We start from the raw sequence: 13,238 nt of genomic DNA on the forward strand, positions 1-13,238 counted from the left end.
TTCTCACCTCACTTCTTACTTGCATTATCAACTCTTTTTTCAAAATTTCTTTGTTTCCACTTCTTTATTGCCTTGAAAAACATGCTTCTAATTGGTAATTTATTAATTATTGGTTTTATCATATTAGCTGTCATTGCTTTTAAATCATTCTTAGCCCAATGCTTGCAAAACTCTTCATATTCCATATTGTTTACATCACGCCAGAATATGTCTCTGTTTTCTGGCAACTTCGTTTTCTTACTAACACTGTCTAATGTAGAACTGCAGGATGTTTCTAGCACTAAATAGTCCATCCTATCCTTAAGAAGATCAAACACTTTTCTCCCCATTTCAGTATGAATCCATAGACACGTAGTTCCCTTATCGTCATCCATATCCTTACAATACTGTCCAATTTGATGAAAATCTCCGATTGTAAAGTCACTTACTCTGTCTACGCATCGAAACGAACAATCATAACAAGACGGACGCATATTATAACCGGAGAAGAAAGTTTTCATAAGTGATTTAGAATCATATTTCTGTTCAATTACTTTCCCACCCAGCTCTATCCTCACGTTAGCCGTGGCATATCCGTATGACTTGTCTCTAAAAAAGATCCGATCCACTTTGGCTTTATATTTTTTCTCAAGAAAAGAAACCCACATTTCATACAATTTGGGGGATGAAACACCTAAGCACATCAAGTCCATCGTCAAAAGATTCTCTTTACATGGTAGCCCCTCAATATAATCGAATAGACCATATACTTGGCAAGGTGTTCCAACAAATAAGCAGAATCTGCCTTTTTCTAGCTGGGTTAATACTTTTTTAAAAATGCTTCCTAGATCACTCTGCACATACTTGGAACCGCGCATTTCTTCGATCTGATTTTTAGATTCCGCGCTTTTGTGTAACACTGTGCATCCGTCAAATCCAACTGCAAATACAATCCCCTTTTTTTCTTCAAGAATCCAGTCTGCTACAAGAGAAAACGCTCCACCTGCTGTACTCAAATTGCGTTCATCAGCATCTTTATTCTGGATTGCATATTTCACAGAAACGCCTACATTTACAGTCTTTTGGTGCAACATAGGACACACTTTCTCACACAGATTACATTTCACACATTTTTCTCTATCAACTATAGGATACTTAAACCCTTCTTCATCAACCTGCATGGTAATTGCTTCTTTAGGGCAGACACTATAACATGCGGTACACCCACAGCATTTTTCTTTTTCCTTGACCTCTATCATAATCATCTGCCTCTCATCTATCATATTTAACTGATACTATGCAACGCATTCTTAAGGTAATTCAGAGAAGTTTCTCGCATCACTACCAGCTTATCTTCGACCTGTTCGTAATCAATTTTCTCCATAATCACTTCGTCAATCTTTTGATCTTCTTTCGTCATCCTACGACTTTGAAGACCTGTCTGCTTTAAAATACTCTCAATTCTGGAATTGCGGGAGTTTTTGCTTTCATCCGAAAAGCGATTAAACGTCACAAACTTCTTATGGTTCAGAATAGAAAAAACACTTCCATGAAAAGAATCCGTGCATACAAACTCAGCCTTACGAATCAAATTAACAAACTCAGCAGGTCCAGCATTAAAAATTTGATAATCACCGAACGAAATATCTGCCTCAACAAATTCATCCAAAAACGGAATTGTAACAATCTTACATCCCGTACGCTTCTTCAATTCATTGACCCACACTCTATGCTGCGGATTAGATCCAAGTAAATAGCAAAAAATATATTTTTCATTAATAATATTTTTAGGAATAATAATATCATTCCACTCTTTACCAGAAAACAGTAGTGTAGGATCAACAACAGTAGGAACTTCCCTACCAATCAATTCTTTGATCATCTCTGATGCGCGAAGTTCTCGCACACCAATGTAATCTATTCTGCTTAAAAATTGTTTTGCAATCTTCTTTTTACTTTCCGGAATTTGGCTAACCCCAAAACTGGTTGCGTATGCAATTTTGGGTACGTTTTCTGGCACAAACATAAGATTATAAAACCCAGTTGAATATCCCTCTGGGCGCCACAGCTGATCACTTCCGACCAATACTACCGCATAATTTGATGCCGCTTTTCTGAGTTCAGTAATCGTATCATAGCAAGGCGACATAGACGTGAATGTCTGATTCATAAAAGAATCAAAACACTTATTTCGATGTTCAATTCCCTGTGCAACTTCTGGATAATTGCTAAGTTTTTTCTTCTTATTTATTGTGCGAATCTTAGTACGAACCTTTTCCGGAATTCGATCAATAGAACGAAGAATCAAACCCAATGTAGGCTTCCTTGAATACCTGATAAATTCGTAATCGTAACCCAGATTTTGTAATATTTTACCCGTAGCCAAAGTTTGAAGCATACTACCGTAGTTTTTTGTATTATAGCAAGCACATACACCTATCTTCTTCATGGCAACACCTCTTTCTTTACTAGTTGGTCATACATATTCCGTAGCAAATTAAAGTATTTTGTATCATCAAAGCACTTTTCAGCAAGACACCTGGATGCAATCGCCATATTCCTCCGAAGATCGTTAGATATAATCATTTTCTCCAATGCATTCACAAGTGCATTGATGTCTCCTGCTTCATAAATAATTCCATTTTCACCATCGTGAACTGCTTCTGCAACACTGCCTACATTCGTTGCAATGACCGGCATTCCATAACTTATAGCCTCCAAAATAGCAATCGGTAGGCCCTCATCGTAAGAGGGAAGAACTAAAACCTGATTGCTCTGCAAAAGTTTTGTTTTCTCCTCACCGATAACCCAGCCAAGGAAATTCACAAAAGGTCTCAATTCATTCTTGCTTACATAATCTCTGAGTACTCCTTCACATTCACCAGTTCCGCCAATATTAAATGTAACTTTTCCTGGCTGCAATAAACCTTCATGTTTTAGTTTATTTATTGCTTCTAACAGATCAATAACGCCCTTTCTCTTCACCAAAACGCCAAGATACAAGAACTCAACACACTCAACATCCTGATTTGCAAGCATATGTGGGATATGAATTGTATTATTCATCACCAGAACTCTCGCTGCAGGAGCAATTCTTTTAATTCGCTGTTCCCACTCTTTACCAAGTGCTACAACACAGCCACAATCTGTTAGCAATTCCCTGATTTTCTTCTTTTTTGATTCGTTAGATTTTTCATAAAATCCAACGAAACCGGAACTGTGCAAATGAATAATATCTGGGATTCCATATTTTTTGCACAATTTATGAATGTAGTATTTCCTCGTGAAACTACCATTTTGCGACATATGAATATGCACGACATCAACAGTAGTATTCTTACATTCTTTTTTAAGTAATATATACCCTTTTATAAATACTATTATTTTTTTTAGTGCGTTTCCACCCTCAAATGTCGAGATGAGTTTCATCTGAACATTCTGCTCTTTCCAGTCGTGCGACATAATTTGTGAAATTACACTTGAAATGCCGCCCTTTACTGACGGGGCATTTCCCACTGTAATTACTCTAATACTTTTATTTTCGCTCATGAGATACCCACACCTCGGCTTTCATAGTACATCATTTTTTTACAACGTTTCATCATAAACCGGTTTAATATCTACATTGGAATCTCTACCTTTTGTAATAGCCACACTCATTTTTAAGCCACTCGGTTTGTTGTCATTAACAATTATTCTCTCTCCATATGGAGCACCATAAATGATGTGATCATATCGCATTTTATTTTTCTTCAAAAAACTCTCTGTTAAAATTCGATATTCCTCCGTTCTTGAAGTCAAAAATATGATCATGTCATCCTCAGGAATCGAATTCAAGAATTCCTTGGCTCCCGGAAGGAAAGAATCTACGCCATCCGTCTTATATCCATTGTGTTTCACAATGGTACCGTCCAAATCCAGTATCCATGTATGTCCTAAAGTGGATAAAACAATTTTTTTCATTTTCTCAAAGTCTCCCCAATTGCTCCGCCTGGGTGATTAGGTTTAAAATCCCTTTGTAGGTCAAGCTTCATTCTCTTAGACAACTCCATTGCGACTTTTTGAAGAACAATTAAATTCAATGTAGTAGAATGATTCGGTACAATGTTCCAAAGATCGCCCTCATGCTCAAGATTAATAATTAGCGTATTCTCCATTGTGTCAGCCAGAATACTGTGCTCCTTAAAACTAAGTAACCACAACTGAACACCCTTTCTATTTTTGAGGAGATCCACCAAATAAATTGATTCAGCAGTTGCACCGCTCTTGGTCAAAATAATAACTAGATCACCGGGCTTCACCATTCCCATATCTCCATGCACCGCAGTATTTGTATGGAGGAAATTCGCATCAAGTCCCATAGACAACATGGTTCCGACAAACTTATCGCAAATCGGCACATTCTTTCCTAATCCAGAAGGAATAATTTTATGACCAGACTTCAATGTCTTTTCACAAGCGTCAATCAATTTATCCATTTTCTTCACATCGATTGACTTTAATGACCGAGTCAACTGCTCAATGTCATCCTGAAAATACTTTTCAAATGCTTTGCTCATAATACTTCCTCCAAATAATATAATCCATTATAAAATGCTCCGCAAATAGAATCATAATCTTCCCATGCATAGGTAGTCAGGCTCAACCAAACTATAGCCAGTAGAAGCTTCATCTGCTTAGGAGACACCTCATCTCCCACTAATTCAAAGAAAGTATCCTCCATATCTTCCCACTGATTAGATGCAATTTCCAGTCTCACATCTTGTTCATTGATATACAAGTTAAATCTCTTCAGGTTAAACTGATCATAATTACTAACAAGAGAATAGTACAACTTCACCCAGTCATAAGCAACATCACCAAAAATCTCAGTGTTACCAAAATAACCACGAGGATCAATCAACATTGGAATGCAGTCATCTTTAAGCATAATATTAGAAAATGTGCAGTCACCGTGGATTAATTTAAACTCTTTAGGGAGATAACGCATGATTTCCCTTTCAACTTCTTCCTGATGATAGAAAATATTCCTACACTTTCTTCCATTTATGACCACATACTCGTCATTTGCAAAAGGAACAAGTGTCCTGACCTTTTTAAGTCTATCATAAGTTTTGTCAAGATAAGCCACCCGATAACTATCAACATTGACAGGAGCAGTCCCCATGTTGTGAACTTGCTTTAAACACCTAACAATTTGGGTTAAAATACCTTGTTTTTTTTCATAAGGAATAGATGTATATTCGTATATATTCTTTCCATCTATCTTCTCCATACAAATTGCAGGCTCATATTCGTAGATCTTTGGAATATTATCAAAGTGAATTCCCTTTAGCTTCTTGTACCATGCCACTTCTCGAGCAGCGAGCTTCTTTCCTTGCTCATCGATACCATATTTATAGATTTTGTCATCCTTTATTACCATTTTATTGAATGGTCGACATCTTGACTTTGGCAGCTTATCCCATTCGCTATAAAGGCCGTATTCATGCGTATGATACAACGGCTGTTCCTCAAATACATATCCTTTTGACTGAAGCCATCTCACAAACTCACCTTCATCTGGAACGTCAGAAATAAGCGATTTATCATTGAAAATAAAGTGTCCTGCCACACCATGTTCTGTGCTTCTTTCTTCCGCAAATCTTCCGTTTTCATACTTCCACCTGCAGGGAAAGTCTTTAGAGATGCCAATAATATTATTATCTGAATTTGGCAACTGATAATCTTCCGGGAGAACAAGATCACACCAGATAAGCATGAATTTTTCATTATACGGAACATAAGAAATCGCTTCCTTCATTCCCGCACAAGTTCCTGCTTTGCCAGAAGCACATACCATCTGAAAATCCACATCTACAAAAGCATTTAGATATTTCTCTAGAACATCGTATTTGTAATCACCAATCACAATAAATTTCTTTTCCGGATACTTTCTAAACAAATGCATAATCATTGGAAGATTATCAATTGGGACAAGTGCTTTAGGTTTATTCCTAGTCAACGACTCCATGCGGGTTCCTTTTCCACCTGCCTGGACAATAATATAGTTGAGCATTTTTTCTCCTCTCTTATAAAAGCCTTATTCTGCAACCAGTTGGTCAACCAACGCTATCAAATCAGTACTCAGTCTATCTTCTTCTGCATTATTTGACACAGAAATAACTATTCCATTTCCAAATTTCTGAATCCTACCATTTTCACTATCAACTCTTTTACTGTAGTAGGAATAGTCCAAGGAGTTTTTCAGCACAAAAATTTTAATCAATTTGTGCGACAGATTCATCCATTCACATATATCCATAAAGCCAGACTGAACTCCTACAACAATAGCTCCATGTGCCACAAGTCCAAGTAACTGATCTGGAAGTAAAAATATCCTATTCGTAAGCGGAACCACCGCCTGCTCTGGAGCTGCGTTTGTTAGTACAGCATATTTTCTTTTAATATAATAATCTGCCAATTGTGAAAGGTGATTTATATCCACAGATGAGGAACTCCCTGCAAAAGGTGCCAGAATAATCGTTTTATTTATATCTAGTGAATTGTCTTCGATGTATTTCTGAGCATATTCCATCGATTCTGTAGATAAACTATTAGGAATTTCTAGCATCTTTTGGTTATCCTTACAAAAAGATTCCGGAATCGCATAAAGTGCCAGTTCCTCCTCCACTGTAGATGCATCAGGATGAATATGATATGCATTATTCTTATTTCTCGCATACCATTGGAGTCGTTCAAGTTCCTTTTCTGAGAACATACGAATCTCATCAATCTCTTTACAACACCTAAGAAGACCAACCAAGTTTTTCCGTGTTAATACAACAATTTTAGCCTTCGTCCCCTCAGCATTTTGATAGTGTTTGAATATACTAATGGCTGGTATAGTTCGGACTGCATCTCCAAGATGTTTATTTTTAATAAAATAATGAACATTATCATCTTTACATAATTGCTTCTTTGCAATAGATCTACCACATACCATGCCAATTGCTTTCAATACAGATTCATAAATACATAGAAGTACTTTGCTACCCTTAACAAATTGTTTTAGATAAATATATATTGTACTATTTTTTTTCATCCGCCCTCACCCAATGTAACTTTTTATATCTTGTGTTCTATTGATTATCTTTTGAGGATTATTTTATTCATATCTACCCTCACTTGTTCTCTATAAATTTATCTATACTATCTATAATTCTTTGTGTATTACTCACATATGCCCTATATGTAGTCTTTTTTACTGTTTCTAGTGCATCACCGATTTTCTCGGCATCATCACACTCACAAATTAACTGAAGTTCCTTAAACTGGCCAACCAGCTGAAGCTGATGATCATCAACATGCTCACCATATTTTGCACGCCGAGGAACAGCAATTACCTTTTTACCTTTTTTTACAGCTCCAATAATTGCTCCCGTGCCTCCATGTGTTATGACAATGTCAGCCTTTCCCATTTCTTTACTAAACTCATCTCTATCCAAAAACTTTTTATAGCTGAAGTTCTTCGGAAGGTAATCGCTGTAGCCTATTTGCGCAAACACATCCTCTGCATCAACTGCTCCTTTTTCACACAGTTCATCCACAGCCTTCAGTAATCTATTAAATTGAAATTTCTGTGATCCAAGTGTTATAAAAATCTTATTTCCCATTTAATAGATTCCTCCTAAATATATAGCTTTAGGATAAACTTTCAGCATTGGCTTCCACTGAACATAAAACTGATCTGCAAATTTATAGAGCAATTTTCCGGTTTTTGTCGGAGACTTAACCTTTGCAAAGGACTCGATGTAAATCAGCTTTTTACCCATAAGTTTAGAAATCAGACAAATCGGTATCATAGCAAGAACTCCTGTGCAGATGACTACATCGGGTTTCTCTTTTCTATAAATGCCAATAGACTTCCAAGCATTTTGAATCATCCGCCAGATAAAATCTTTTTCTCGGCGATTAACCTGCTTCATATAATATGTTATTTCACCTTTTGCTTCTGCGCTATAATCTGTCTTCTCAGTAATAACAAAGCTATCATATTTTTCCATCAGTGGTTTTAACATCATGAGTTGCTCATAATGTCCGCCTGATGATGCTGCAAAGCATATTTTTACGTTTTTCTTTTCATCCATTTCTTTATCTTTCCCGTTTAATCACGCTGGAAAATATCTCTCGTATAAACCTTATCTTTCACATCATCCAAACACTTATCATAACGGTTTGCAATGATGGCATTGCTCATTTCCTTAAACTCGTCCAAATCATTGACCACGACGCTACCGAAGAACTTTTCTCCATTCTTCAAAGTCGGTTCATAGATAATGGCCGTTGCGCCCTTGGCCTTGATACGCTTCATAACGCCCTGGATAGAGCTCTGGCGGAAGTTATCACTGTTGCTCTTCATGGTCAGACGATACACACCCACCACAACATCTTTTTCTTTATTCTCATCCCAACTGTCATTTGCTCCATAGGCACCGGCAATTTCCAAAACACGATCTGCAATAAATTCCTTACGAGTGCGGTTAGATTCAACGATTGCTTCAATCAAGTTCTCCGGCACATCAGCATAGTTAGCCAGCAGCTGTTTCGTGTCCTTGGGCAGGCAGTATCCGCCATAGCCAAAGCTTGGATTATTATAATGAGTGCCAATACGGGGATCCAGGCAGACACCGTTGATGATCTGCTGTGTGTTCAGTCCTTTCATTTCAGCATAAGTATCCAGTTCATTAAAGTAGCTCACGCGCAGAGCCAGATAAGTATTGGCAAACAGCTTAACAGCCTCAGCCTCTGTAAATCCCATAATAAGCGTATCTATGTTTTCCTTGATCGCACCCTCCTGCAGAAGCTCTGCAAAGGTGTGTGCTGCCTTTACCAGACGGGCATTCTCCACATCCGTGCCCACAATGATACGGCTCGGATACAAATTATCGTACAGAGCCTTGCTCTCACGTAAAAACTCCGGGCTGAAGATAATGTTATCGCAGTGATACTTCTCACGAACGCTGGCGGTAAAGCCAACCGGAATGGTACTCTTAATGACCATGATTGCTTCCGGATTATATTCGATGACCAGCTTGATCACAGCTTCCACGGCACTTGTGTCGAAGAAATTCTTCTTACTGTCGTAATTTGTAGGAGCCGCTATCACTACAAAATCTGCATCGCTGTATGCTTCCTTTGCATCCAGAGTTGCGGTTAAATTCAGTTCTTTTTCTGCCAGATACTTTTCAATGTACTCATCCTGAATCGGAGACTTTCGGTTATTGATCATGTCCACCTTCTCCGGAATGATATCCACAGCAGTTACCTGATGGTGTTGGGAAAGTAAAGTGGCAATTGACAAACCAACATAACCAGTTCCAGCAATCGCAATTTTATAGTTCTTTTTCATAATACTGACTCCTCCATCCAATTTCTTTCCACAAAAACAAATTCCGCAACAGAGTATGCGCCTTTGCATTCGATGTTGCGGTCAAGTTCAGTCTTTTCTCTGCAAGTTTTTTCGATACCGTTCCCCCTAGTGCATGTTCTTATCCTTGTTCCTCAAACTTTTTTTACCGGTGTAGGATGCTTCCGGCCTTATCCGAAAGCATTCTACACACCGTTGTGTGCCATGCCCAGAAGTAGATACAAACAACTGCCGTCACCACCGACAGCCCTGCTTCTGTCCGGTACGGGTACCAGATCCGTCCTGCGGCTTAACCCTGTTTATTTCTCTACTTTCAAAATCCGTGACAGTTCTGCCACGTTATTGGAAGAATCCACAGCCGCATAGGTTACGATCACTTCACCCTTTCCGGTTTCTGTAACCTTTTCAATCAGTAAGGAATCCGTCACATCCCCGTCATGGGAATCGTAAGCGGTTACGCCTTCCAGCAGCTGATCGGTATCTGTGCCGGTTGTATAGGTCTGCTCAGTATCCGGCAGTGTGATAACCGGCGCTGTCCGATCCATTTGTAAGTAGAAGAATGCGCAAAGCGCAATCAAAGCTGCATCTGCAATAAAAAATCCGATGGTCAGACCTTTTGTACTCACTTCGCATCCCCCTTTTCTTCTGTGCTCTGCTGTAGTGCGGCAGTTCCTGTCTCAGAAGCTGTCACATTGGTTTTGGGGTCTGTATCCAGCGGCAGATCGTCCTGTGCTTCGTCTGCACCGTCATTTCCGTAGCCGTAATAGCTGCCATAGTAATAGCCATAATATTTCCCATAATATGGATTCTTTTTGGTGTTGACCTTGTTCAGGACACATCCAAGAATCCGGCAGCCTACCTTATCCAGCTGTTCTTTTACATTCTGGGCAAATTTGTAACTGATGGCTCCGCTTTCTACAACGATTACCGTTCCGTCGCAGATCGCACCTACAACCGCACCATCGATTACACTGCCGAGGGGCGGTGTATCTACGATGACATAATCATATTTCATCCGCAGCACTTCCAGCATATTTTTGAAGGCATCGCCTCCCAGAAGCTCACTGGGGTTGGGCGGTATCGGTCCTGCAAAAATAATATCGAAATTGTTAACGTTGGTTCTGCAGCATACATCGTCCAGCTCCATCTGTCCGCTCAGATAATGGGACAGTCCGTATTTTTCACGGTTTGCTTTATAACGGCCCCGCAGTACGGATTTGCGCAGGTCTGCGTCAACCAGGATCGTCTTCTTGCCGCTTTCTGCAAGGGACAGACATAACTGGAAGGAAACGCTTGTCTTTCCTTCGTTTGGCGTACAGCTGGTCAGGGAAATCACTTTGACATTTTTTCCTGCAAAGCTCAGATTGGTACGCAATGTTTTATAGGCTTCTTTTGTTCTGAAATCCAGACGCTCGATGGAGCGAATTACTACGTTCTGCATGTTTCCCTGTCACCTCACTTTCCGCTTGTCGCCTGTTTTTTATATTTTTTCTTTTTCTTCTTGCCGTCAGCTTCATTCAGCGGAATCATCGCAAGGGTGGAAATTCCGAGATATTTTTCCACATCCTCTTCCGTCTGAATCGTATCGTTCATCAGGTGGGAAAGGATTACGATGGCCGCTACAATCAGAATACCAAGCATCCCGCCCAGCATCGTGTTTTTCCCGACGGAGGGGCTTGCCTTATGGGTCGGTACGTTTGCTGTTTCTACGATATTAACCGCTTCGATATCCATAACGTTGCGGATATGGGTCGAGGCCGTTTCACGGATTGCATTGGCAATTTTCATCGCCGCAACCGGATTGCTGTCCGTCACTGCAATGGAAATCACTCGGGTGTCTGTCGGTGTGCTTACGGTAACCTTACCGCTTAACTGTTCATAACTCAACGGCAGATCCAGTTGTTCGATGACCGCTTCCAGTACGAAACGGCTTTTGATTAGCTCCGAATAGTCCTTAACCAGCTGCGTGCCTGCCTGCAGGTCATTGTAGGTTACATTTGCATTGCTGCTGTCCTGTTTGTTCAGGATATAGATCTTGGTTACGGACTGATACGTCGGCGTCATCAGGAATTTGCTTCCCCCAAAGGCCAGAAGTGCTGTAAACAGTCCCACCGCAATCATCAGCGGAAGCTTTCTCCAGAGTACCCAAAAAAGTTCTACCAGATCGATTTCGGTTTCCTCGTTGCTTCTCTGGTTTTGATTTTCCATGTCTCGTTCCCCTTTTTCTATTCGATGTCTTCCATATCTGTATTGTCCAGAATGTGTGCTGCGTTTTTGTAGAGCAGACGTGCCGCATATTCCGGGCTGCAGTGTCTTTGCAGCCATGAGGCTCCTTCCGCCATCGATACAGACCGGTCTCCCTCTGCTCTGTGGGCGTCCGTTCCGATGAGATCTGCAAGCTCTTCTTTTATCAGACTGCGTGCTGTGCGTTTTAGCTGTCCGCCCAGCAGTCCCGGCAGCTCTCCTGCGTTGATCTGGATCCGGCAGCCCATGTCCTTTAATTCTTCGACCCGGTTGAAATCCTTTACCACGTTCCGATAACGCTCGATGTGCGCAACAATCGGGCGGTAGCCCTCGCAGAGCAGGTCATACAGGCAGTTCCGGATGTACGCCCATTCTTCGTCCGGTGAAAATTCTGTCAGAATATAATCTGATCCGGCAAGAGTTCCCGCCTTGCCCTGTTTTAACAGCTCGATGGTATCCGTGCAGCAAAAAATCTCACCGCCGCTGTAAAGTCTGATGTCGATTCCGTTTTCCTTCGCAGCCTGCTGCAGCTTCTGTGTCCGTTCCAATGCGGAAGCAGCGGTAATGCTGCGTCTGTTCGGTTTCTGATGCGGAGTCAGGATAACTGCTGCAACGCCCTGTTTTACTTCCTGGCGCAGCATCGTCAGGCTCTCTTCCAGATTTCTCGCGCCGTCATCCACCTCCGGCAAAATATGACAGTGAATATCTATGTACTGATTTTTCTTCTCCGGCATCTCAAGCCTCACTTCCGGAGTTTTTTTTGCTGTCCGAACTGCTTTTTACGGTCTCCGGTACTGTCTCGCATTCTGATGCAGCTTCCGCCTGTGCTGCCCGAAGTCCGTCGGCAAACAGCCACAGCATCCGCAGGCAGTAATCCTGTATACTCTGAGGCATCCCGTTGAGTCCGCGCATCAGCTGTTCTTCCTGACTGACTGCGGATTTTTTCTCTTTCTCGCCATAAATCAGCGTATCCAGACTCACTCCATACAAGCGGGACAGGTTAATCAGTGTTTCCACACTCATGCCGCAGGTTCCCCGCTCGATATCCGCATAATATTTATTGACGACACCGAGCCGTTCTGCCACCAGCTCTCTGCTCCAGCCGAGCTCAAGCCTCCGACAGCGCAGCCGCTCTCCTGCAGCGATCCGGTCATATGCCGGCTTCTCCTGCTTTCTCTTCATCTTGTCCCCCACTTGTTTCTTTCTGTTCATCCTAACGTATTTCTACTCTAACAATTATGTTTTTTGTCGAAATTACAAACTTCTTTCCAGTCACTTTATCATACCATCTAACGTCTTCTTTGCAAGCAGACAACGTAGCCAATATTTATGTCATTTTGATTAAATTTCTATGAAAAGTGTTAAAAATTGATAGAAAACCTCCTCTTGTATCTCGTATTTCGGATTCTTTCCTTTTCAATTGGCATGTTTTTCCTGGAATCCTGTTCGCCTGAATATACTCTGTTTTCCCCACTATTTTCCGGCTTTTACCCCCCCCCCCCCCGATCAAAATTTAATCATTTTTACATTGTTATATCGTATATTCTTGTTCTCTATTTTTAATGTTCGTTAAAATGTGTATTTTTGTTTGTTTTATAGTTGGTTT

Annotated in this window: 15 protein-coding genes; all 15 read right to left on the reverse strand. The window is 40.6% G+C overall.

The annotated features are described in order from the left end of the window. Nucleotides 1-8 precede the first annotated feature (8 nt). Nucleotides 9-1,238, reverse strand: coding sequence for a Coenzyme F420 hydrogenase/dehydrogenase, beta subunit C-terminal domain (locus ACLTOQ_RS11235; protein WP_412319439.1), 1,230 nt, complete (start codon nucleotides 1,236-1,238; stop codon nucleotides 9-11). 26 nt (nucleotides 1,239-1,264) lie between these two features. Then, complete coding sequence (locus ACLTOQ_RS11240) at nucleotides 1,265-2,428, reverse strand: polysaccharide pyruvyl transferase family protein (RefSeq protein WP_412319440.1); 1,164 nt, start codon at nucleotides 2,426-2,428, stop codon at nucleotides 1,265-1,267. Then, nucleotides 2,425-3,528 (reverse strand): glycosyltransferase family 4 protein, encoded by a 1,104-nt coding sequence (locus ACLTOQ_RS11245; RefSeq protein ID WP_412319441.1) that lies wholly within the window; start codon nucleotides 3,526-3,528, stop codon nucleotides 2,425-2,427. Before ACLTOQ_RS11245 ends, ACLTOQ_RS11240 begins: the two co-directional genes overlap by 4 nt. Before the next feature lie 39 nt (nucleotides 3,529-3,567). After that, nucleotides 3,568-3,942 (reverse strand): hypothetical protein, encoded by a 375-nt coding sequence (locus ACLTOQ_RS11250; protein ID WP_412319442.1) that lies wholly within the window; start codon nucleotides 3,940-3,942, stop codon nucleotides 3,568-3,570. Beyond that, a complete protein-coding gene (locus ACLTOQ_RS11255) occupies nucleotides 3,939-4,538 on the reverse strand; it encodes an SIS domain-containing protein (protein ID WP_412319443.1) in 600 nt (199 codons plus the stop codon). Before ACLTOQ_RS11255 ends, ACLTOQ_RS11250 begins: the two co-directional genes overlap by 4 nt. Continuing rightward, entirely contained in the window at nucleotides 4,535-6,037 is a 1,503-nt protein-coding gene (locus ACLTOQ_RS11260) for an NTP transferase domain-containing protein (protein WP_412319444.1), read from the reverse strand. Before ACLTOQ_RS11260 ends, ACLTOQ_RS11255 begins: the two co-directional genes overlap by 4 nt. A gap of 24 nt (nucleotides 6,038-6,061) precedes the next feature. Next, nucleotides 6,062-7,063 carry a glycosyltransferase family 9 protein gene (locus tag ACLTOQ_RS11265; protein ID WP_412319445.1) on the reverse strand — a complete coding sequence of 334 codons (1,002 nt, stop codon included), beginning with the start codon at nucleotides 7,061-7,063 and terminating at the stop codon, nucleotides 6,062-6,064. A gap of 79 nt (nucleotides 7,064-7,142) precedes the next feature. After that, nucleotides 7,143-7,634, reverse strand: coding sequence for a PssE/Cps14G family polysaccharide biosynthesis glycosyltransferase (gene pssE, locus ACLTOQ_RS11270; RefSeq protein WP_412319446.1), 492 nt, complete (start codon nucleotides 7,632-7,634; stop codon nucleotides 7,143-7,145). Further along, nucleotides 7,635-8,108, reverse strand: a complete 474-nt coding sequence (gene pssD / locus ACLTOQ_RS11275) for a PssD/Cps14F family polysaccharide biosynthesis glycosyltransferase (protein ID WP_412319447.1) — start codon at nucleotides 8,106-8,108, stop codon at nucleotides 7,635-7,637. Between the two features lie 17 nt (nucleotides 8,109-8,125). Beyond that, the gene (locus tag ACLTOQ_RS11280; protein ID WP_412319448.1) at nucleotides 8,126-9,370 is read right to left on the reverse strand and encodes a nucleotide sugar dehydrogenase; all 1,245 of its coding nucleotides are present in this window, start codon (nucleotides 9,368-9,370) and stop codon (nucleotides 8,126-8,128) included. A gap of 317 nt (nucleotides 9,371-9,687) precedes the next feature. Then, nucleotides 9,688-10,014 (reverse strand): hypothetical protein, encoded by a 327-nt coding sequence (locus ACLTOQ_RS11285; RefSeq protein ID WP_412319450.1) that lies wholly within the window; start codon nucleotides 10,012-10,014, stop codon nucleotides 9,688-9,690. Continuing rightward, nucleotides 10,011-10,829, reverse strand: coding sequence for a CpsD/CapB family tyrosine-protein kinase (locus tag ACLTOQ_RS11290; RefSeq protein WP_412319451.1), 819 nt, complete (start codon nucleotides 10,827-10,829; stop codon nucleotides 10,011-10,013). Before ACLTOQ_RS11290 ends, ACLTOQ_RS11285 begins: the two co-directional genes overlap by 4 nt. Nucleotides 10,830-10,843: 14 nt before the next feature. Continuing rightward, nucleotides 10,844-11,596: a YveK family protein gene (locus ACLTOQ_RS11295; protein WP_412319452.1), complete on the reverse strand. Its 753-nt coding sequence runs from the start codon at nucleotides 11,594-11,596 to the stop codon at nucleotides 10,844-10,846. Between the two features lie 17 nt (nucleotides 11,597-11,613). Next, the gene (locus tag ACLTOQ_RS11300) at nucleotides 11,614-12,366 is read right to left on the reverse strand and encodes a CpsB/CapC family capsule biosynthesis tyrosine phosphatase (RefSeq protein WP_412319453.1); all 753 of its coding nucleotides are present in this window, start codon (nucleotides 12,364-12,366) and stop codon (nucleotides 11,614-11,616) included. Nucleotide 12,367: 1 nt separating this feature from the next. Next, the gene (locus ACLTOQ_RS11305; protein ID WP_412319454.1) at nucleotides 12,368-12,814 is read right to left on the reverse strand and encodes a helix-turn-helix domain-containing protein; all 447 of its coding nucleotides are present in this window, start codon (nucleotides 12,812-12,814) and stop codon (nucleotides 12,368-12,370) included. Nucleotides 12,815-13,238: the final 424 nt, after the last annotated feature.

This window comes from Gallintestinimicrobium sp., assembly GCF_046968865.1.
Lineage (GTDB): Bacteria > Bacillota > Clostridia > Lachnospirales > Lachnospiraceae > Gallintestinimicrobium > Gallintestinimicrobium propionicum.